Origin of the sequence: Actinacidiphila polyblastidii (genome assembly GCF_036353415.1) — a bacterium.
Taxonomy (GTDB): domain Bacteria; phylum Actinomycetota; class Actinomycetes; order Streptomycetales; family Streptomycetaceae; genus Actinacidiphila; species Actinacidiphila polyblastidii.
In genome coordinates, this window is the sequence record NZ_JAZEWV010000016.1 from 102,306 (window position 1) to 123,541 (window position 21,236).

Sequence of the window (21,236 nt, forward strand, 5' to 3'; positions counted from 1 at the left end):
GAGGGGTTCCCGTGCCGTACCGCAGAACCGCCGCCCTCGCGGCCGCCGTCGGCGCCCTCGCGCCTGCCGTCCTGCTGACGGTCGCCGGGCCCGCCCGTGCGGACGGCCCGACCGATCCGACCACGCTGCCCGCCTGCACCGACGTGGCCACCGCCTACGGGGACTACGTCCAGGACTCCCTGCGCACGACGGTCACCGGGGTGCCCCGCTCGGTCGCGGCCGGGGACGGCTGGCACGAGTTCAGCGCGTCCGTCGCCAACATCGGCGGCACCAGCCTGCCGCTGGTCGCCGTGCACGGGCTGGCCTGGCGGGAGACCGACGGCGGCACCGAACTCGGCCCGTACGCACGGATGGAGGTCGAGACCGGGGGCGGCGGATGGCAGCCGCTGAGCGAGGGCAGTTCGGGCTACGCGGCGCCGACCGTGAACCTCGCCGCGCACAGCGGCGCGTCCTACCACTTCCGGTTCCGGATCACCTCTGACGCGCCCGCGGACGTCACCTTCGGCGAGGTCGCCGTCGAGGGTCTCTTCGCCGACACCTACCGCGCGCCGGACTCGACCTACGTCGCCGACTGCTCGGGCGACTCGATCGGCGACGAGGGCTTCCGCATCACTCCCGCGGGCAGCACGGCCACGCCCACCGCGAGCGTGACGCCCACGCCCACCGCCACCGCCACCGCCGCTGCCACCGCCACCACCGGCGCCACGCCGAGCGCCACCGGCGCGGTTCCCGCCGCCTCCGGCGGGGCGCCCTCGACCGGCCCCCAGCTCGCCGCCACCGGCGCCCCGGACGCACTCCCGCTGCTGGCGGGGCTCGGCGTGGCCGCCCTGGCCGCGGGCGCCGGCACGGTCGCCGCCGGCCGCCGCCGCACCCGCTGAGCGGGCCGGCCAGCGGGCCGGCATCGCCGCGGGGATCCGGACGTCAGGACGTCAGCGTTCCTGAGCGCTGACGACAGGACTCAGTTGTCCAGCACCGTCGTCAGGAACTCCGCGGTCCACGTCAGCAGGTCGCGGCCGACCAGCGGCTTGCCGCCGATGCGGGCGGTGGCCGGACGCGGCACCATCACCTGCCTGGCGGTGTGCTTGATCACCGAGCGCGGGTAGATCCGCTGCAGCCGCAGCTCCTGCGACTCGCGCAACTCCACCGGGCCGAAACGGACGTTCGCCCCCTGGAGGGTGATGTCGCCGACGCCGACCTTGCGCGCGAGCATCCGCAGCCCGGCCACCAGCAGCAGGTTCTCCACCGGCTCCGGCAGCTTGCCGTAGCGGTCGGTCAGCTCCTCGCGGACCGCGGCGATGTCCTCCTCGGAGTTCGCGGCGGCGATCGCGCGGTACGCCTGGAGCCGCAGCCGCTCGCCCGGCGCGTAGTCGTGCGGGACGTGCGCGTCGACCGGCAGCTCGATCTTCACCTCAAGCAGCGTCTCCTCGGGCTCGCCGCCGGACTCCATCGCCGAGCGGTAGTCGGCGACGGCCTCGCCGACCATCCGCACGTACAGGTCGAAGCCGACGCCCGCGATGTGCCCGGACTGCTCGCCGCCGAGCAGGTTGCCCGCGCCGCGGATCTCCAAGTCCTTCATCGCCACGTACATGCCCGCGCCCATCTCGGTGTGCTGGGCGATCGTGGCGAGCCGCTCGTGCGCGGTCTCGGTGAGCGGCTTCTCCGGCGGGTAGAGGAAGTAGGCGTAGCCGCGCTCGCGGGAGCGGCCCACCCGGCCGCGCAGCTGGTGCAGCTGGGAGAGCCCGAAGGTGTCGCCGCGCTCGACGATGAGGGTGTTCGCGTTGGCGATGTCGATGCCCGACTCGACGATCGTGGTGGACACCAGGACGTCGAACTTCTTCTCCCAGAAGTCCACCACGACCTTCTCCAGCTGGGACTCGCCCATCTGGCCGTGTGCGGTGGCGATCCGCGCCTCGGGCACGATCTCGCGCAGCCGGGCGGCGGCCCGGTCGATGGACTCCACGCGGTTGTGGATGTAGAAGACCTGGCCCTCGCGGAGCAGTTCGCGGCGGATGGCCGCACCGATCTGCCGGTCCTCGTACGGTCCGACGAACGTCAGGACCGGGTGGCGCTCCTCGGGCGGGGTGGTGATCGTCGACATCTCGCGGATGCCGGTGACCGCCATCTCCAGCGTCCGCGGGATCGGCGTCGCGGACATGGTCAGCACGTCGACGTTGGCCCGCAGCTTCTTCAGCTGCTCCTTGTGCTCGACGCCGAACCGCTGCTCCTCGTCGACGATGACCAGACCGAGGTCCTTGAACTTCGTCTCCGACGAGAAGAGCCGGTGGGTGCCGATGACCACGTCGACCGAGCCGTCCCGCAGCCCCTCGATGACCGCCTTGGCCTCGCTGTCGCTCTGGAACCTGGACAGCGCGCGGACGTTGACCGGGAACTGGGCGTACCGCTCGGAGAAGGTGCCGAAGTGCTGCTGGACCAGCAGGGTGGTGGGCACCAGCACCGCGGCCTGCTTGCCGTCCTGCACCGCCTTGAAGGCCGCGCGGACCGCGATCTCGGTCTTGCCGTAGCCGACGTCGCCACAGACCAGCCGGTCCATCGGAACCGACTTCTGCATGTCGTCCTTGACCTCGGCGATGGTGGTGAGCTGGTCGGGCGTCTCCGCGTACGGGAAGGCGTCCTCCAGCTCGCGCTGCCAGGGGGTGTCCGGGCCGAAGGCGTGGCCGGGCGCGGCCATCCGCGCGGAGTACAGCCGGATCAGGTCGCCGGCGATCTCCTTCACCGCCTTCTTCGCCCGCGCCTTGGTCTTCGTCCAGTCCGCGCCGCCCAGCCGGTGCAGCGAGGGCGCCTCGCCGCCGACGTACTTGGTGACCTGCTCCAGCTGGTCGGTCGGCACGAACAGGCGGTCGCCGGGCTGGCCGCGCTTGGCCGGTGCGTACTCCACCACCAGGTACTCCCGGGTGGCGCCCTGTACGGTGCGCTGCACCATCTCCACGTAGCGGCCGACGCCGTGCTGCTCGTGCACGATGTAGTCGCCGCCGACGAGCGTCAGCGGGTCGATGGTCTTGCGGCGCCGGGACGGCATCCGCCCCATGTCCTTGGTCGAGGACCGCTGCCCCGACAGGTCCGTCTCGGTCAGCACGGCGAGCTTCAGCGCCGGGTCGACGAAGCCGTGCTCCAGCGAGCCGGTCGCGACGTGCACGACCGAGGGGACGAGGGCGCCCAGCTCCACGTCGAGGCGGGCGGCGATGCCCTCGCCGCCGAGCACCTCCACCATGCGGCTGGCCGGGCCGTGGCCCTCGGTGACGAACACCGTCCGCCAGCCCTCCGCCAGCCAGCCCTTGGTGTCGGCGAGCGCGCGGGCGGTGTCGCCGCGGTACACCTCGGGCGCGCGCATGCCGAGCCGCAGCGTCTCCCCCGCGTCCAGCTCGGGGCCGATCATCCGGCCCTCGTACGTCTCGTCGGCCGCGAAGGGGCTCACCGACCACCACTGCATGCCCAGCTCGCGGGCCCGGTCCCGTACGTCCGCGATGGACCACAGCGACGCCGCGCCCAGGTCGATCGGCGCCTCGCCGCCGCCCGCGGAGGCCGCCCAGGACGCCTCCAGGAACTCACGGGAGGTCGCCACCAGGTCCGCGGCCCTGGTGCGGACCCGCTCCGGGTCGCACACCACGGCCATCGCGCCGCCCGGCAGCACGTCGAGCAGCAGTTCCATGTCGTCGACCAGGACCGGCGCGAGGGACTCCATGCCCTCCACCGCGATGCCCTCGGCGATCTTGTCGAGCAGCTCGGCCAGCTCGGGGTGGCGTTCGGCGAGCGCCGCGGCGCGCTCCCTGACCTGGTCGGTCAGCAGCAGCTCGCGGCAGGGCGGCGCCCACAGGCCGTGCTCCGCGACCTCGAGGGAGCGCTGGTCGGCCACCTTGAAGTAACGGATCTCCTCGACATCGTCACCCCAGAACTCCACCCGCAGCGGGTGCTCCTCGGTCGGCGGGAAGACGTCCAGGATGCCGCCGCGGACCGCGAACTCGCCGCGCTTCTCCACCAGCTCCACCCGGGTGTACGCGGCTGCCGCAAGGCCGTCGACGACCGCTCCGAGGTCGGCGTTCTGCCCGGACCGCAGCGCCACCGGCTCCAGGTCGCCGAGGCCCTTGACCTGCGGTTGCAGCACCGAGCGGATGGGCGCCACGACGACCTGCACGGGACCGGCGGCCGGGTCGTCGGCGCGCGGGTGCGCGAGCCGGCGCAGCACCGCGAGGCGGCGGCCGACGGTGTCGCTGCGCGGGGAGAGCCGCTCGTGCGGCAGCGTCTCCCACGACGGGTACTCCGCGACGGCGTCGGGCGGCAGCAGGGAGCGCAGCGCCGAGGCGAGGTCCTCGGCCTCCCGGCCGGTCGCGGTGACCGCGAGCACGGTGCGGCGGGCGCGGGCGGCCAGCGCGGCGATCGCCGTCGGGCGGGCGGCGGGCGGGCCGACCAGGTCCACCACCGGGCGCGCGCCGGACGTCGCGGCCTGCACCGCTTCGGCGAGGGCGGCGTCCTCGACGACGACGTCGACCAGACCGTTCAGACTCATGCTTTCCGTCCCGGAGGGTAGGCGGGGGGGCTCCGCGCGGCTTCGGGGCAACGCGAACCGCCCGGCACGTGTCACGGACCGGGGGTACTTCCAGCGTACGACCTGGCCGCGTCCGGCGCGGGCCGCATCGGTCCCCCGGGGCCGCGGGTGCGGGCAGCCGGCGGCCCCGGAGCGCGGGGGCTGCGCTTCCGGGGCCGCCGGGTCGTCGGGGCGACGCGATCGCCGCGTCGCGGTCAGTCGGTCACGTTCGGTCTGTCGTGGCCAGTCCGTCGCGATCGGTCTGTCGTGCTCGGTCCGTCGCGATCGGTCTGTCGTGCTCGGCCCGTCGCGGTCAGTCCGTCGCGATGGCGTTCAGTACGTTCATCCGCCCGGCCCGGAAGGCCGGCAGCAGTGCGGCCAGCAGGCCGACCACCGCGGAACCGATGAAGACGGTGATGATCGTCGGCCAGGGGATGGAGAGGATGCCCAGGCCCTGCGAGGCCAGCACCCGCTGCCCGGTGGCGCCCCAGCCGAGGCCGAGACCGAGGCCGACCAGCGCGCCGAACAGGGCGATGACCACCGACTCCAGCCGGATCATCCGGCGCAGCTGCCGCCGCGAGGTGCCGATCGCCCGCATCAGGCCGATCTCGCGGGTCCGCTCGACCACCGACAGCGCCAGGGTGTTCACCACGCCCAGGATGGCGACGATGATCGCGAGGGCGAGCAGCGCGTAGATCATGTAGAGCAGCTGGTCGACCTGCTTGTGCAGCTCGGCCTTGTAGTCGGCCTGGTCGCGGACGTCGATCTGCGGGTAGTTCGCGACGGCCGCCTTCAGCGAGGCGTACGCCTCCTTCTCCTTGCCGTCCTGGGCCTTCGCGAAGAGCATGATGTCGGCCGGCATCCGGTCCGGCGGCAGCATCGCCCGCGCGGTGGCCAGCGAGGTGAACAGGGTGCCGTGCTCGATGGCCGTGTCGTCGCTGGTGATCGCGCGGATCTTCAGGTCGGTGGAGCCGCCGCCGACCGGTGCGATCTTCAGCTCGTCGCCCACCTTGAGGTGGTGGCTGGTGGCGAACCCCTCGGGCACCGACATCGCGTTCTTGCCGTAGGCGTCGGTGAGCCTGCCCGCGGTGACGTCCAGCCGCAGGTCCTGTGCGTAGGTCGGGTCGGCCGCCGTGACCTGGGTCTTGACGGTCGTGCCGGACGGCGTGGTGAGCGTGACGTTGACCAGCGTGTAGTCGGTGAAGCGGGAGATGTCCTTCGCCGACTTCAGCGCGGCGAGCGCGGCGGGGGTGATCGGCATGTCGCCGTTGCCGCCGCTCTGCACGATGAAGTCGGCGCCGACGGACTTGTCGAGCTGGTCGTCGGCCGAGGCGACCATGGACGAGCCGACCACGGACAGGCCCGCGACCAGCGCCAGGCCGATCATCAGCGCGGAGGCGGTGGCGCCGGTGCGGCGCGGGTTGCGCAGCGCGTTGCGCTCGGCGAGCCGGCCCATCGGACCGAAGAACCGCAGCAGCACCGCACTGACCCCGCGCACCACCACTCCGGCGAGCAGCGGTCCGACCACCACGAAGCCGACCAGCGACAGCAGCACGCCGAGGCCCAGCAGGCTGCCGCCGGTGCTTGCCTTGTCGGCCTGTCCCGCTCCGATCAGCGCGAGCGCGCCGACCGCGCAGATGAGCACACCGATGGCGGCGCGGATACGTCCGGCGCGGGCGTCGGCGGGCGTGCCGGCGTCGCGCAGCGCGGCCATCGGGGAGATCTTGCCGGCCCGGCGCGCCGGGATGTACGCGGCGAGGACGGTCACGACGACGCCCAGGACCAGGCCGACCACCGGGGTGGTCGCCTTGATGGTCAGCTCCGAGGTGTCGAGCTTCATGCCGGCCTTGCCCATCAGCTGCATCAGGCCGATGGCCAGGCCTATGCCGCCGCCGATGCCGAGCACCGATCCGGTGATCCCGAGCATCACCGCCTCGATCAGCACCGACCGGTTGACCTGCCGCCGGCTGGAGCCGAGGGCGCGCATCAGGCCGATCTCGCGGGTGCGCTGGGCGACCAGCATCGAGAAGGTGTTGACGATGAGGAAGATGCCGACCAGGACCGAGATGCCGGCGAAGCCGAGCATCGCGTACTTCATGAAGTTCAGGAAGCCGCCGAGGCTGTCCTTGTCCTTCTTCTTCGTCTCCGCGGCGGTGTCGATGGTGTAGCTGCCGCCGATGGCCGCCTTGACGTTGGCCTTGAGCTGGTCGTCGGTGACGCCCTTGGCGGCGGTCACGCCGAAGCCGGTGTACGCGTGGGTGTCGCCGAGCAGCCTGGCCTGCGCGGTGGCGGTGTCGATGTAGACGACGGCGGCGCCCGGGTTGGTGGTGCGGAAGGTGACGATGCCGGTGAGGGTGACGTCGAAGTCGCCCGGCTCGGCGATGACGCGCAGCGAGTCACCGAGCTTCAGGTCGTGCTTGCTCGCGGTGTCGGCGTCCAGCACCGCGTCCTGGGGGCCCTTGGGCAGGTGGCCCGAGGTCAGCTCGACCGCCTTGTTCTCGGTCGGGTCCCAGTTGCTGACGATGGTGGGGGCGCCGGAGTCCGGGCTGATCTTCTCGTTGTGCGCGTCGGCGACGGTGACGTCCTCGCTGGTGACGTCGGGCGCCGAGGAGGCGACGCCGGCGACGTGGACGAGCTTGTCCTGGAGGGACGCGGGGACGGTCTGCGGGATGCCGGTGGACTGGCGGTCGTCGACCTTCTTGGCGTAGACGGTGACGTCGGAAGCGGTGGAGCCGAAGAGCTTGTCGAAGGTGGCCGTCATGGTGTCGGTGAACACCAGCGTGCCGCAGACGAAGGCCACCGAGAGCAGGACGGCGATCGCGGAGAGCGCCATTCTCCCCTTGTGCGCGAAGAAGTTGCGCACCGATGTCTTGAAGACGGTCACGACGTCCTCCCGCGGCCGTCGAAGGACTTCATCCGCTCCAGCACGGACTCGGCGGTGGGGTTCTGCATCTCGTCGACGATGCGGCCGTCGGCCAGGTAGAGCACGCGGTCGGCGTAGGACGCGGCGACCGGGTCGTGGGTGACCATCACGATGGTCTGGCCCAGCTCGTCGACCGAGCGGCGCAGGAAGCCGAGGACCTCCGCGCCGGCCCGGGAGTCGAGGTTTCCGGTCGGCTCGTCGCCGAAGATGATCTCGGGGCGTGCGGCGAGCGCGCGGGCGACGGCCACGCGCTGCTGCTGCCCGCCGGACAGCTGCGTCGGCCGGTGCTTGAGCCGGCCGCCTATGCCGACGGTCTCCACCACCCGCTCGAACCAGTCGCGGTCGACCTTGCGGCCCGCGATGTCCATCGGCAGCGTGATGTTCTCCGCCGCGTTCAGTGTCGGCAGCAGGTTGAACGACTGGAAGATGAAGCCGATCTTGTCGCGGCGCAGTTGGGTGAGGCGCTTGTCCTTCAGACCGGTGATCTCGGTGTCGCCGACCCAGATGCGGCCCTCGGTGACCGTGTCGAGCCCGGCCAGGCAGTGCATCAGGGTCGACTTGCCGGAGCCCGAGGGGCCCATGATGGCGGTGAAGCGGCTGCTCGCGATGTCGACGTCGACGCAGTCCAGCGCGAGCACCTTCGTCTCGCCCGAGCCGTACGCCTTGGTGACCGTCCGGGCCGCGGCGGCAACTGCCGAACGTTCTCCGCTGCCCCCAGCCGTGGGAATCGTCATGGCCGTTGTCACTGTTTCTCCCGTTGATATGTCCGTTGCCGCGTCCACGGCTTGGGTGGCGTACCGGTCTGCGTCGGTGCTGCGTCGTCGGTGCTGCTGCTTCGGTGCTGCGTCCCGTCGTGCGTCCCAGCCTGGTGGAGAGGGCGGTCGCGCACGATGGGGAAGGTCTCCGTCTCGGGGTGGGGGTACCCCCACCCCCTTGCCGCCGGGGCCGGGAATGGGGCTCCCACCCCGCCCTATGACCGTATGGAATCGGCGGAGGCCGTTCGTCATCCGCCGGTACGAACCTCGGGGAGCCGAAAGTAGGTCACTCCCCCTAGGGGTATACGACCTCGGTCGCATACCGGCGTCAGGGTCGACAGCCCACGGGCTGACCCGCGGCTGCCCGGCCGGGCCTGCGGGACGGGGTGCGGGCCGGCCTGCGGGACGGGCGCGTACGGCCCGGTGCGCCGCCGGGAGCAGCGGCGGCCGGCCGCGGGGGGCCGGCTCAGCGCATGGTCAGGCGGACCGGGGCGACTCCGCCGACCAGGGCGGTGAGCGCGGTGTCGATCTCGGGGCCGACGTACCAGTCCCCGGTGTGGTCGACGGCGTAGACCCGGCCCTCCGCGTCGATGGCCAGCAGCGCGCCGCTGCCGTGCTCCTCGCCGAGCGGCGCGGTCTCGGTCTCCAGGGCGCGGCCGAGGTCGCCGAGTGTGCGGGCCAGGTGGCGGCCGCGCATCGGGTCGACGACGACCGAGGAGGGCGCGATCTGCCGGGCAGGACCGGTCGCGGCGGGCACCGCGAGGCCGCCGAACTCCGCCCACGCCTCGACCGCCGCGGGGAACACCGCGTGCCGGTGGCCGCCGGGCGAGACATGGCCGCGCAGCGCGTCCGCCCACTCCTCCGCCTGCTTGATGTCCCAGCGGCCGGGCTGCCAGCCGGCGGCGCGCAGCGCGGCGTCCACGCCGGCCGGGAACCGCGTGCTGCCCATCGGCGCGCCGATCATCGGATCGGACATCGGGTCGGCCATCGGACCGGTCATCGGATCGCGCATCGGGTCGGCCATCGGGTCGTTCGTCACCCGGCGGCGCCCGGGTCGAAGGGCAGCACGCCGAGGTGGGCGAGCAGCGGCGCGCAGGAGCGGCACGGCGGCATGTAGGCGCCGTGGGAGGGGTCGCCGTCCTCGCGTATCCGGCGGGCGGTCAGTTTGCCGCCGCGCAGCGCCTTGCGGGCCTCGCCCGTGGTGAGGGGTCTGCGGGAGGCCCGCTTGCTCCGGCCCGCCTCGGCCGCGGTGAGGTGACGGGAGATCAGGACCGCCTCCGCGCACCGGCCGGTGAACCGCTCGCGCTGTCCCGCGGGCAGCGCGTCGAGGAAGTCCCGCACGATCGGGTGCAGCGCGGGCGGCTGTTCGCCGCGCGCGGCGGTGCAGGTGAGCACCTCGTCGCGGATGGACAGCGCGGCGGCGACCGCGGGCAGGATCCCGTCCCTGCGGTGCCGAAGCGTCGGCGGCCCGTCGGGATCTCGTGCGGTGCTCCAGCTCAGCCTGGGATCGGCGGCCCCCGCCGCCTGTACGTGTGTTGTCATGTTTTGCGTGCATCCTCCATCCGCCCGCCGCAAGCGGGCGTTCCCCCGTATGTCGATCAGAGTGCCAAACACGCCGTCGGATGTGGAAGCGATACGCCGAGCCGTCCCCATCCTGTGTGGGCCATGTCACCGTGGGGTGACGGTCCGTCGGCAGCGCGGGCACAGCACGTACACGGCGCACAGCCCGGGCACAGCCTCCGCGGACGCCATGGACGGTGCGCGCGGCGGACGCGATGATCGGGGTCTCGGCCCCGCACCCGCGGATCCCCCCACCGCCGAACCGAGGGAACGTGACCCCATGCGCAGATCCCTTCACCACCCCCTGAAGACCGCGGCCGCCTGCGCGCTGCCCGTGCTGCTGCTCACCGCGGCGTGCTCGGGCGGCTCGGGCGACGCCGACGGCAAGGGCGGCGCGTCGCCGTCGGCCGCGGCCACGCTCGCCGGCCACGCCCCGCTCACCGTCCAGCAGTTGAGCCGGGCCCTGGTCACCGACGCCGACCTGCCGGGCTGGGTGGTCCAGCAGTCCTCTCAGGACGACGGCGTGCAGACCACCGCGCCCGAGGCGTTCGACCCCGACGCCCTGGGCGCCCAGGGCGACAGCGGCGGACCGTCGGTGATGCACGCCGACAAGCCGCAGTGCCAGCCGCTCGCCGACGTCGCCAGCACCCGGCCGGCCATCCACCGGATGGCCACGGTCGGGGCGGCCTTCGCCCAGCAGACGGCGGGGGGCGCGACCCCCGACACCGTCAACCAGATGCTGGTCGCCAGCCATGCGCCGGGCGACGCCCAGAAGGTGATGGACGGCGTGCTGTCCGCGCTGCGCACCTGCACCTCCTTCACCGGCGCGGACGGCACCGGGCAGCACACCCCTTTCACGATCGGCAGGGGGCCGGCGGTCGCGGTCGGCGACGCCTCGGTCGCCTATCTGATGACCGACACCTCCGACAAGAAGACCGGCGCCGCCCTGGTGACGGTGGTCCGCACCGGCGACACCATCACCTCGTACCTGTCGACCAGGCCCAAGGGCGGCGCGGGCCCGGTGCCGCTGGCGGTCGCCCGGGAGCAGGCGGCGAAACTGAAGGCAGCGCTGGCCGCGCGGAAGTGACCAGGCCGCTCGCGACCCTCCTGTGAGCAGCCCCACACCCGGCAGGACCTGCCCGGTGCCGTAAAGTCGCGCGGCAGCGGGCGGTCCGCCCGCCGGCAGCCGCGCCGGCACGAGGCGCGCGCCCCCGGAAGCCGGGGCGGGACACGACACATGGGAACGTTGCGATGCGGATACCTGCAGGCAGTCGCCTACTCGCCGGTAGCGGCCGCGGGGCGGCGGTATCCGCCGCCCTGCTGCCCGTGCTCGCGCTCACCGCGGCCTGCGGCGGCGGCGACGGCGGCGCCGAGAAGGCGCCGCAGGACGTCCGCGCGTCGGGCGCCGTGCGCACGGCGAAGCTCACCCAGGCGCTGCTCACCTCCAAGGACGTCCCGCACGTCCAGGTGCTGCCGGCCGGCACCAAGACCCAGCTGCTCGGCGGCCAGCAGAAGGCGGCGCCCGCGCAGTGCCAGCCGGTCGCCGACCAGTGGAGCAGCCAGCCGAAGCACCCGCGGCAGGTGTACGTGGGCGGGATGGTCACCGACACCGCGGACAAGGACAAGAACGCCAAGACGATCAGCCTCACGGTCGTCGCCACCTACCGGACCGGCGAGGCCCGGCAGGTGCTGGACGACCTGGCCGCAGCGGTGAAGACCTGCACGTCGTACAGGACGACCAGGAACGGCGTCACCACCACCTTCGTGGTGCACGCCGCCGCGCCGACCGGCAGCCTCGGCGACCAGCAGGTCACGTACACCATCGCCGACGCCGCCAAGGGCCCGGCGGGCACCGTGCTGGTCACCGTGGTCAGGGTGGGCGACACCACCGCCGCGTACGAGTCGGTGCGGGCCGACCACACGACCGCCACGCTGCGGGCCGCGATCCCGGTCGAGCAGGCGGCGAAGCTGCGCGAGGCCGCGAAGACGGATTGACCGTCGTACGGACTGACCGTCGTACGGGGAGGCCGCCGGCTCCGGGACGCCGCTCGGTCCGGGACGCCGGGGACGCCGGGGACGCCCACGGGAGTTGTCCACAGGCCCTGGGGGCTTGTCCACAGGGTACGCAGACCAGCCCGTTCACCCGCCGAGCGCTACCCCCTAGGCTGTGCCCAACAGCCAGACGCAGCAGGGGGCAACCGCCATGACGACAGGCCCGCAAGGGGTGGGAGCACCTCCCGGACCCGCGGCCGCGGGACAGTCCGCGCCACCCAACGCGGCCTACGCCGGACAGGTCGTGCACTTTCCCGACCCGGTCAGGGCGGCGCGCCATCCGCAGGGCGTCTGGGTGGACGACGACGGCCGCCCCGACTTCTCGCCGTACGCCCGCGCGGCCGCGGAGATCGCCGAACCGCCCGAGGGCTTCGGGATCGACGAACTGCGCCTGACCGACTACGTGTCGGCGAACGCGGCGATGCACGCCGCCGGCCACCAGCTGTGGGCGAGCCTGTCCCCGGTCGGCACCCCGCACGGCTGGACCTGGCACCACGTGCACGGCACCCGGCGGCTGGAGCTGGTGCCGGTGGAGGTCAAGGCGCTGCTGCGGCACCACGGCGGCCTCGCCGAATCCGTCGCGGACCACGCCAAGCGCGGCACCCGGCCGCTCCAGGAGACCAGGCCGGCGCACTTCGGGCTGCCGGTGGACGCGGTGTCGGTGACCGAGCAGCAGGTGCGCGACGTCGAGGAGGAGCTGGGCTACCGGCTGCCCGGCGCCTACCGCACCTTCCTGAAGGCGGCCGGCGGCTGCGCGCCCAAGGGCGTCGCGCTCGACCCCGATCTCGGGCTCCTCCTCGACCAGCCGTTCTTCACCGTGCGCGACGACGCCGCGGTCAACGACCTGGTGTACGTGAACAAGTGCCTGCGCGACCACCTGACGAAGGACTACCTGGCGATCGGCTACGTGCAGGGCGGCGTCCTCGCCGTCAAGGTGAAGGGCGAGCGCACCGGCTCCGTGTGGTTCTGCGCGTATGACGACGCCCGCGACGGCGAGCGCTGGGACTCGCCCGCGGACCGTGTCGCCGAACTGCTGCTGAACTGCGGCGACACGCTCGACGAGTTCCTGCTGCGGCTGGCCGGCAACCCGCCGGAGCTGGAGACGGTGGCGAACCTGATGGTGGACGGCGGCTTCGCCACCGCCGTCCCGGTGGAGGGGTGAGGTCGGCGATGGTGACTTTCGCGCAGGCGCAGGAGCGTGCGGAGCGCTGGATCAACGCCGACGTGCCGGCCTACGAGACCCGCGAGATCCGGGTCCGCGAGTTCGACCTCGGCTTCGTGGTCTGGTCCGAGGCCCGCGAGGGCGGCCCGCTCTCCGACGACGGCCTGGTCCGGGTGATCATCGCCCGCGACAGCGGGGAGGCCACCCTCTGGCCGGCGCTCCCCGTCGGCGAGCTGATCCGCCGCTACGAGGAGGAGTACGGCCCGACGCCGCAGGACGCTGTGCCGGAGCCGCCGCAGCGGCTCGATCTGGAAGCGACGTCCTTCCTGCTCAGCCCGCCGCAGTGGCTCCAGGACGCAGCGGACAGGATGGGCATCCCCGACCGGCGCGGCTCCGGTTCCGGTTCCGGCTCGACCTTCGGCGGAGGCGGCGGTGCGCCCACGGCCGCGGCCGACGGCGGGCACGGCTCCACTCCGCAGGAGCCCGCGGGCGCGGGCTCCTCGGGGCGGATCGACTACCGGCGGCCCGGCGACGGTTCGGGCGGCGTGGACCTGCGGCGGCCCCCGGGCCGGGACGTGGAGCAGGCCGGTGCCGGGGCCGAGCCGGAGGTTCCGGCACCGGCCGACGGCCGGGCCTCCGGCGGGGTCTCGTACCTGCGGCCGGCCGCCGCGGGGCCGGAGTCCGGCGCCGGCGAGGACGCCGCGCAGGAGTCCGGGCCGGACTCAGGCCGTGACCCAGGCCGCGACTCAGGCCAACGCTCGGGCCAGGGCCATGGCTCGGGGAACGTCTCGTACCTGCGTCCCTCCGACCGCCCTGCCGCGGACTCCGGCGGCTGGGCGGGGAAGACGGTCAGCGACTCGGGCGAGGGGCAGTCCGTGCCGGTGCCCGCGACCGTGTTCGCACCACCGGTCACCGGCGCGGACGAGGGCGAGCAGCAGGCGCCGGTCGGCGCCGAGGCCCGCACCGAGCTGCTGCCCGGCGGCAGCGCGCTGCCCCGGACGATGATCGCCCCCGGCGAGGAGCCGCCGGCCGCACCGCGTCCCGGCGTGCCCCACACCATGGGCGGCTCGCCGTACCCGCCGCCCGGCGGGCCCTCCGTCCCGCTGCCGCCGCCGGGCCGGGCGGTGGCCCAGGGCGCCGCGGACATCGCCGACCTGGAGACGGCCAAGGCCGTGCCGGGCAGCGCGCCGCGTCCCGCCGGCCAGCCGGCGCGCGGCCTCGACGCGCCCCCGCCGCCTCCGCCCGGCGCGGGCACGCCCCCGCCGCCGCCCGGCGGCGACCCCCATGACGCCGCCACGATGTTCGCCACCCCCGGGGGCACCCCGCCACCGCCGCCGCCAGGACCGCACGGCATGGCGCCGCCCCCGCCGGGCAGTGGCGGTGGCAGCGGCGACCCGCACTACGCCGCCACCATGCTCGCCACCCCCGGCGGCACCCCGCCACCGCCGCCGCCAGGACCGCACGGCATAGCCGCGCCGCCCCCGCCGCCCGGCGCGGGCGGCCCGCACTACGCCGCCACGATGATGGCCGGACCCGTCGGACCGCCCGGACTGGGCGGACCGCCGCCGCCCCCGCCGGGCGCGCAGGGCATGGCGCCCCCGCCGCCACCCGCGTACGGCTATCCGCAGGCCGCCGCGGTGCCGACCGTCGGCCCCGGGTACATGGCGGTGCTGCGCTACCGCGGGCACGACGGCAGCGAGCAGCAGCTGATCCGGCGGTCCGCGCCGGGCACCCCGCACCCGGAGTGGCAGATCCTGCACGAGCTGCGCTCGCTCAACGTCCGGCCCGAGCAGGTGCTCGAACTCCACACCGAGCTGGAGTCGTGCGACCTGCCCGGCGGCTACTGCACGCGCATGATCCGCGAGACCTGGCCGCAGGTGCGGATCAGCCACACGGCCCCGTACGGGAAGGACCACGCGAGCCGCCGGCAGGGCGTCCGGCATCTGCTGACCCACCAGGGTGAGCTGCACCAGGTGGCGGGCGCGCCGGCCAGGCCGCAGCCGCAGCGGGTGCCGATGCCGGACCCGCACGCGGTGGTGCGGGTGCCGCCGGTGGGCCTCGACGTGATCGGGCAGGAGCTGGCGGGGGCGTTCGGGCCGCAGGGCGTGTTCCGGTTCGACCAGCGCGCGGTCTCGCGGGCCGGCGTGCCGGACATCGTGGCGCAGACCCTCATGTGGTCGGGGCTTCCGGTGGACTTCGGGCCGTTCTTCTGGGCCCAGGCCCAGCCCGGCCAGCCCGTGCCGACGCTCGCCGAACTCGCCGCGCAGCGCGGGGTGCGGGCCGCCTCGGACGCCGGCTCGTACCTGGTGATGGGGAACGACTTCGGCCGGCAGCTGTGCGTCCAGTACGGCACCGCGCACATCGTCGCGCTGCCGCTGGAGGCCGGTCCCGGCGGGGCGCCGGCCGCACCGCCGCAGTTCGTGAACTCCAGCCTGCCGGAGTTCGCCCGCTGCCTGGCGCTGCTGGGCCGGATGTGGCGGCTGCGGATCGGGCTCACCCCCGAGCAGGCGGGCCGCTGGACGGTGGACTTCCAGGCGCAGCTCGCCGCCCAGGACCCGGCGGCGATCGCCTCGCCGGAGAACTGGTGGTCGGTGCTGATCGAGCAGATGTGGGACGGACTGCTGTAGTCCGCGCCCGCCGCAGGGGTGAACCCGGCCCGGGTGGTGGGCAGTCGGCGGGAAGCGGACCGGTGGGGTGACGGGCCGGGCGGAGGATCTCCTCCGCCCGGCCCGTCACCGTTTCGCCATGTTTCCGTGGCCCGCGCACTCGTCGCCGCGCCGGTCGCTGGGTAGGAGAAGGGTCGGAGTGGCGCAGCCCGTACAATTCGGGCATAAGCCAAAAATGGGTCACAGTGCGCGGCCATGACTCGGATCGGCCCGACGGCGAGGGGCAGAGGGCATGAGCAGTAATACGACCACACCGGAGACGTCGACCACGGCATCGACACCGGCACCGAAACCAGTGACGTCGCCGCCTCCTGAGCCACCGCCCCCGCCGCAGGGGAGGTTCAGCACCCCGCGCGGCCGAGGCTACCGACCCGACCAGGTCGACCGGTTCCTGGACGAGCTGTCCGAGGACCGGGACGCCGCCTGGGAGCGCGCGGCCCGGCTGACCGTGCTCGCCAACGAGATGGACGCCGAGTGCGCCCAGCTGCGCGAGCAGGTCGGCGCGCTCACCGGCAGCGCCTTCGACGCGCTCGGCCCCGGCGCGGCGGAGCTGCTGCGCATGGTGGAGGAGGAGGCCGCGGCGGTGCGCGACCGGGCCGAGACCGAGGCCCAGTACGCACGGGACGCCGCGGACACCGCACGCCGCACCCTGCAGGACGAGGCCCGCGCGGCGGCCACGGCCCGCCTCGCGGTCGCCGAGGACGAGGCGCAGGCGGTGCTCGACGAGGCGTGCGGCCGCGCCGCCGAGATCCTCGGCCACGCCCGCGCCGAGGCGGACGCGGTACGGGGTGAGGCCAACGGCACGCTCGACGCGGTGCAGCAGCACCTCGGGCAGACCGCCGCGGAGACCGACCGCGACCAGCGCGCGCGGATGGACGCGCTGGAGCAGGAGCTGGCCGAGCGCGACGCGGGCGTCGACGGCCGCCTCACCGACCTGCTCACCGACGCCGAGCGCCGCCTGCAGGAGGCGCACCGCGAACGCGCCGACGCCGAGCAGGCGCTGCGCGAGCAGCAGGCCGAGGCAGAGGCCCGCGCCTCCGCGCTCATCGCCGAGGCCCGGCTGCACGAGGAGCGGGTCCGCCGCGACTCCGAGCGCGCGCTGCGCGAGCACGAACAGCACCGCGACGAGATCCGCGCCCACCTCGCCCACATCCGCAGCACCCTGGCCGCCCTCACCGGCCGCGAGCCCTGACCCCTGGCCCCGCACACGACCCCACCCCAGACCCCCGCCCCTCCCGGGCAGAGCCCTCAGCCCGGGAGGGGAATCATCGCGGAGACGCGGAAGCCGCCCTCCGTGGTGGGCCCGGCGGCGAAGCCGCCGCCGTGGGCGGAGACGCGTTCGCGCATGCCGACCAGGCCGTGGCCGCCGCTGGGCAGGGCGGCGGGGGCGGACCCGTCCGAGGGGCCGTTGGTGACGAGGACGGCGACCTCCGCCTCGCGGTAGGCGAGCAGCACCTTCGCCTTGGCTCCTGCCGCGTGCTTGTGCACGTTGGTGAGCGCTTCCTGGACGACGCGGTAGACGGTCGCCTCGATGCGCGGCCCGCAGGGGCGGGACTCGCCCTCGACGGCCAGCTCGACGCCCATGCCGGCCGCCGCCGACTCCTCGACCAGCTCCGCGAGCTGGGCCAGGCAGGGCCCTTCGTCGCCGTCGCCCGACTCGGGTCCGTAGGCGGGGGCGGGCCCCGGCGCGTACTCCGCGCCGGGCCCCGACCCCGGCCGGCCGCCGCCGGCGGCGGGAAGCGCCGCGACGGCGGCGGCGGCCGCTTCGGGCACGGTGCGCAGCACGCCCAGCATCTGCCGCAGCTCGGTCAGCGCCTGCCGTCCCATGTCGCCGAGCAGCTCCGCGCTCGCCGACGCCTTCGACGGGTCCTTGAGCGCGACCGCTTTGAGCGCCGCGGCGTGCACGACCATGAGGCTCACCCGGTGCGCCACCACGTCGTGCATCTCGCGGGCGATCCTGGTCCGCTCGTCCGAGCGGGCCCGCTCGGCCCGCTCCAGCGCCTTCTCGGCGAGCAGCTCCAGCTCGCGTTCGAGGCCGTCGGCCCGCTCCCGCAGGCTCTCCACCAGCCGCCGCCTGGCCCGTACGTACAGCCCGAGCAGCACCGGCGGCGCGGTCAGGCCGAGCGCGACGAGCGCGGACATGATGAACACCAGCGGCAGTGACGCCGCCCGGCCGCTGTCGGGGTGGCGCAGGCTGTCCTCGAAGTTGAGGAAGGCGACCAGCATGGTGCCGGCGCCGTTCATGGTGGCCAGCGCCGCGGTGATCCGCCGCGGGACGTCGGAGGCGGCCAGCGTGTAGAGGCCGACCAGCGACAGGGCGAAGCCCATCTGGGCCGGGCTGACCGCGATGCCGACCAGCACCACCGCCACCGGCCAGCGCCGCCGCAGCAGCAGCACCGCGCCGACCAGCAGGCCGAACAGCGCGCCCGCGCTCGTCGCGATCCCGGTCTTCTGCGCGAAGGTCGCGCCCTCGAAAGCGCTCTCCACCGCCGACACCGCGGCCAGCGCGGCGTCCAGCGCGAACCCGCGCCGCCTCGTCCACCACCACCATCCGGGCCGGGATGGTCCCCCAGCCCCGTCGTCCGGTACGTGCGCCCCCGTCGTACTCATGGCGTCCAGACTAGGCGGTGGCGGGTACGGCGTGACCGGCCCATCCTGGCCGCTCCGCGCGACCGGCCGATGTCCGGCAGGTGGGCCGGCTCGTCTCGGGGACAGGACCGCGACCTATCCTTGACCGGTCGGACAGCGCGGTCCGCGAGTCCATTCGTCATCCGCCGTCGCCCATTCCCCTGCACAAGGAGCCGCACCTGTGAGCAGCGCCGACACCCCCAAGGACAGCAGTACCGCCCTGCGGGCCGACATCCGACGACTGGGCGAGCTGCTGGGCGGCACGCTCGTCCGGCAGGAGGGGCAGGAACTCCTCGACCTGGTCGAGAAGGTCCGCGCCCTGACCCGGAGCGACGGTGAGGCCGCCGCCGCCCTGCTCGGCGAGACCGATCTGGAGACCGCCGCGAAGCTGGTCCGCGCCTTCTCCACCTACTTCCACCTGGCGAACGTCACCGAGCAGGTGCACCGCGGCCGGGACCTGCGGGCCCGGCGTGCGGCCGAGGGCGGCCTGCTCGCGCAGACGGCCGACCTGCTGAAGGAGGGCGACCCGGAGCACGTACGGGAGACCGTCCGCAATCTGAACGTGCGGCCGGTGTTCACCGCGCATCCCACCGAGGCGGCCCGCCGCTCGGTGCTGAACAAGCTGCGCAGGATCGCCGAACTGCTGGAGGCCGCGGACGGTGCGGCCGGGGCGGGTTCCGGCGAGCGCCGCAGGGCCGACCTGCGGCTGGCGGAGAACATCGACCTGCTGTGGCAGACCGACGAGCTGCGGGTGGTACGGCCCGAGCCCGCCGACGAGGCCCGCAACGCCGTCTACTATCTGGACGAGCTGCACGCGGGCGCGGTCGGCGAGGTGCTGGAGGACCTCGCCGCCGAGCTGGAGCGGGTCGGCGTGCCGCTGCCGCCCGAGGCGCGGCCGCTGACCTTCGGCACCTGGATCGGCGGCGACCGCGACGGCAACCCGAACGTCACCCCGCAGGTCACCTGGGACGTGCTGATCCTGCAGCACGAGCACGGCATCACCGACGCGCTGGAGCTGGTGGACTTCCTGCGCGGCGCGCTGTCCAACTCCATCCGCAACTCCGGCGCGAGCACCGAGCTGCTGGACTCCCTGTCCAACGACCTGGTGACGCTGCCGGAGATCAGCCCGCGCTACAAGCGGCTGAACGCCGAGGAGCCGTACCGGCTCAAGGCCACCTGCATCCGGCAGAAGCTGGTCAACACCCGGGAGCGGCTCGCCGCCGGCACCCCGCACGTGGTCGGCCGCGACTACCTGGGCACCGCCGAGCTGCTGCACGACCTGCGGCTGGTCCAGAACTCGCTGCGGGCGCACCGCGGCGGGCTGATCGCCGACGGCCGGATGGACCGCACCATCCGCACCCTGTCGGCCTTCGGCCTGCAGCTGGCCACCATGGACGTGCGCGAGCACGCCGAGGCGCACCACCACGCGCTGGGCCAGCTCTTCGACCGGCTCGGCGAGGAGTCCTGGCGGTACTCCGACATGCCGCGCGACTACCGCCGCAAGCTGCTCGCCAAGGAGCTGCGCTCGCGCCGGCCGCTGGCTCCGACGCCGGCGCCGCTGGACGAGGCGGGCGCGAAGACGCTGGGGGTCTTCCACACCATCCGGGAGGCGTTCGAGCGGTTCGGCCCGGAGGTCGTGGAGTCGTACATCATCTCGATGTGCCTGGGCTCCGACGACGTGTTCGCGGCGGCGGTGCTGGCCCGCGAGGCGGGGCTGATCGACCTGCACGCGGGCGTCGCCAAGATCGGCATCGTGCCGCTGCTGGAGACCACCGACGAGCTGAAGATCGCCGACAAGCTGCTGGACGAGATGCTGTCCGACCCCTCCTACCGGCGGCTGGTGTCGCTGCGCGGCGACGTGCAGGAGGTCATGCTCGGCTACTCCGACTCCTCGAAGTTCGGCGGCATCACCACCTCGCAGTGGGAGATCCACCGGGCCCAGCGGCGGCTGCGCGACGTGGCGCACCGGCACGGGGTGCGGCTGCGGCTCTTCCACGGCCGCGGCGGCACCGTCGGCCGCGGCGGCGGCCCCTCGCACACCGCGATCCTGGCGCAGCCCTGGGGCACGCTGGAGGGCGAGATCAAGGTGACCGAGCAGGGCGAGGTCATCTCGGACAAGTACCTGATCCCGGCGCTGGCCAGGGAGAACCTGGAGCTGACGGTCGCCGCCACGCTCCAGGCGTCGGCGATGCACACCGCGCCGCGGCAGTCCGACGAGGCGCTGGCCCGCTGGGACGCGGCGATGGACATCGTCTCGGACGCCGCGCACGGCGCGTACCGGGCGCTGGTGGAGGACCCGGACCTGCCGCCGTACTTCTTCGCCGCCACTCCGGTGGACCAGCTCGGCGAGCTGCACCTGGGCTCGCGCCCCTCGCGCCGCCCGGACTCCGGCGCGGGCCTGGACGGGCTGCGGGCCATCCCGTGGGTCTTCGGCTGGACGCAGTCGCGGCAGATCGTGCCCGGCTGGTTCGGTGTCGGCACCGGGCTGAAGGCGGCCCGCGAGGCGGGGCTCGACACGGTCATCGACGAGGCGTTCGGGCAGTGGCACTTCTTCCGCAACTTCCTGTCCAACGTCGAGATGACGCTGGCCAAGACCGATCTGCGGATCGCCCGGCACTACGTGGACACCCTGGTCCCCGAGGAGCTGAAGCACGTCTTCGCCACGATCGAGGCGGAGCACGACCTCACCGTGAGCGAGGTGCTGCGGATCACCGGGGAGAGCGAGCTGCTGGCCGGCAGCCCGGCGCTGGCCCGCACCTTCCGGATCCGCGACCAGTACCTGGACCCGATCTCCTACCTCCAGGTCACCCTGCTGGCCCGGCAGCGCGCGGCGGCCGCCGCGGGCGAGACGCCGGACCCGCTGCTCTCCCGGGCGCTGCTGCTCACCGTCAACGGGGTGGCCGCCGGCCTGCGCAACACCGGCTGACCCTCCGCCGGCCGACCGCGCCCC

Annotated in this window: 13 protein-coding genes; 7 read left to right on the forward strand and 6 right to left on the reverse strand. The window is 74.0% G+C overall.

The window, feature by feature from the left end:
• Positions 1-11 precede the first annotated feature (11 nt).
• Positions 12-878: a hypothetical protein gene (locus V2S66_RS20325; protein WP_330797309.1), complete on the forward strand. Its 867-nt coding sequence runs from the start codon at positions 12-14 to the stop codon at positions 876-878.
• A gap of 80 nt (positions 879-958) precedes the next feature.
• Here V2S66_RS20325 and mfd read toward each other — a convergent pair whose 3' ends face one another.
• The 5 genes from mfd to V2S66_RS20350 form a co-directional block, all read right to left on the reverse strand.
• Positions 959-4,522 carry a transcription-repair coupling factor gene (gene mfd / locus V2S66_RS20330; RefSeq protein WP_330797310.1) on the reverse strand — a complete coding sequence of 1,188 codons (3,564 nt, stop codon included), beginning with the start codon at positions 4,520-4,522 and terminating at the stop codon, positions 959-961.
• A 331-nt stretch (positions 4,523-4,853) separates the two neighbouring features.
• Complete coding sequence (locus V2S66_RS20335) at positions 4,854-7,424, reverse strand: ABC transporter permease (RefSeq protein ID WP_330797311.1); 2,571 nt, start codon at positions 7,422-7,424, stop codon at positions 4,854-4,856.
• On the reverse strand, positions 7,421-8,197 hold the full coding sequence (locus V2S66_RS20340; RefSeq protein WP_330797312.1) for an ABC transporter ATP-binding protein: 777 nt from the start codon (positions 8,195-8,197) through the stop codon (positions 7,421-7,423). The genes V2S66_RS20335 and V2S66_RS20340 overlap by 4 nt, the downstream gene beginning before the upstream one ends.
• A gap of 487 nt (positions 8,198-8,684) precedes the next feature.
• Positions 8,685-9,206 (reverse strand): SUKH-3 domain-containing protein, encoded by a 522-nt coding sequence (locus V2S66_RS20345; RefSeq protein WP_413966439.1) that lies wholly within the window; start codon positions 9,204-9,206, stop codon positions 8,685-8,687.
• A gap of 47 nt (positions 9,207-9,253) precedes the next feature.
• Positions 9,254-9,760, reverse strand: coding sequence for a YwqJ-related putative deaminase (locus V2S66_RS20350; RefSeq protein ID WP_330797313.1), 507 nt, complete (start codon positions 9,758-9,760; stop codon positions 9,254-9,256).
• A 298-nt stretch (positions 9,761-10,058) separates the two neighbouring features.
• Here V2S66_RS20350 and V2S66_RS20355 point away from each other — a divergent pair, with 298 nt between their 5' ends.
• The 5 genes from V2S66_RS20355 to V2S66_RS20375 all read left to right on the forward strand — a co-directional run bounded on the left by V2S66_RS20355 (position 10,059) and on the right by V2S66_RS20375 (position 16,850).
• Positions 10,059-10,865 (forward strand): hypothetical protein, encoded by an 807-nt coding sequence (locus V2S66_RS20355; protein WP_330797314.1) that lies wholly within the window; start codon positions 10,059-10,061, stop codon positions 10,863-10,865.
• A 164-nt stretch (positions 10,866-11,029) separates the two neighbouring features.
• On the forward strand, positions 11,030-11,773 hold the full coding sequence (locus tag V2S66_RS20360; RefSeq protein WP_330797315.1) for a hypothetical protein: 744 nt from the start codon (positions 11,030-11,032) through the stop codon (positions 11,771-11,773).
• Positions 11,774-11,981: 208 nt separating this feature from the next.
• Positions 11,982-12,992, forward strand: coding sequence for an SMI1/KNR4 family protein (locus V2S66_RS20365; protein ID WP_330797316.1), 1,011 nt, complete (start codon positions 11,982-11,984; stop codon positions 12,990-12,992).
• 8 nt (positions 12,993-13,000) lie between these two features.
• The gene (locus V2S66_RS20370) at positions 13,001-15,619 is read left to right on the forward strand and encodes an SUKH-4 family immunity protein (protein ID WP_330797317.1); all 2,619 of its coding nucleotides are present in this window, start codon (positions 13,001-13,003) and stop codon (positions 15,617-15,619) included.
• Between the two features lie 271 nt (positions 15,620-15,890).
• Complete coding sequence (locus V2S66_RS20375) at positions 15,891-16,850, forward strand: DivIVA domain-containing protein (RefSeq protein WP_330797318.1); 960 nt, start codon at positions 15,891-15,893, stop codon at positions 16,848-16,850.
• 56 nt (positions 16,851-16,906) lie between these two features.
• Here the strand turns inward: V2S66_RS20375 and V2S66_RS20380 are convergent, their stop codons facing one another.
• Entirely contained in the window at positions 16,907-18,268 is a 1,362-nt protein-coding gene (locus V2S66_RS20380; protein ID WP_330797319.1) for a sensor histidine kinase, read from the reverse strand.
• Positions 18,269-18,467: 199 nt separating this feature from the next.
• Here V2S66_RS20380 and ppc point away from each other — a divergent pair, with 199 nt between their 5' ends.
• Positions 18,468-21,212 (forward strand): phosphoenolpyruvate carboxylase, encoded by a 2,745-nt coding sequence (gene ppc / locus V2S66_RS20385; RefSeq protein WP_330797320.1) that lies wholly within the window; start codon positions 18,468-18,470, stop codon positions 21,210-21,212.
• Positions 21,213-21,236 lie beyond the last annotated feature (24 nt).

Coding starts and splice junctions, on each gene's coding strand:
- mfd (WP_330797310.1), bottom strand. CDS start 4,522: ATGAGTCTGAACGGTCTGGTCGACGTCGTCGTCGAGGACGCCGCCCTC.
- V2S66_RS20340 (WP_330797312.1), bottom strand. CDS start 8,197: ATGACGATTCCCACGGCTGGGGGCAGCGGAGAACGTTCGGCAGTTGCC.
- V2S66_RS20345 (WP_413966439.1), bottom strand. CDS start 9,206: ATGGCCGACCCGATGTCCGATCCGATGATCGGCGCGCCGATGGGCAGC.
- V2S66_RS20350 (WP_330797313.1), bottom strand. CDS start 9,760: ATGACAACACACGTACAGGCGGCGGGGGCCGCCGATCCCAGGCTGAGC.
- V2S66_RS20355 (WP_330797314.1), top strand. CDS start 10,059: ATGCGCAGATCCCTTCACCACCCCCTGAAGACCGCGGCCGCCTGCGCG.
- V2S66_RS20360 (WP_330797315.1), top strand. CDS start 11,030: ATGCGGATACCTGCAGGCAGTCGCCTACTCGCCGGTAGCGGCCGCGGG.
- V2S66_RS20365 (WP_330797316.1), top strand. CDS start 11,982: ATGACGACAGGCCCGCAAGGGGTGGGAGCACCTCCCGGACCCGCGGCC.
- V2S66_RS20370 (WP_330797317.1), top strand. CDS start 13,001: ATGGTGACTTTCGCGCAGGCGCAGGAGCGTGCGGAGCGCTGGATCAAC.
- V2S66_RS20375 (WP_330797318.1), top strand. CDS start 15,891: ATGAGCAGTAATACGACCACACCGGAGACGTCGACCACGGCATCGACA.
- V2S66_RS20380 (WP_330797319.1), bottom strand. CDS start 18,268: ATGAGTACGACGGGGGCGCACGTACCGGACGACGGGGCTGGGGGACCA.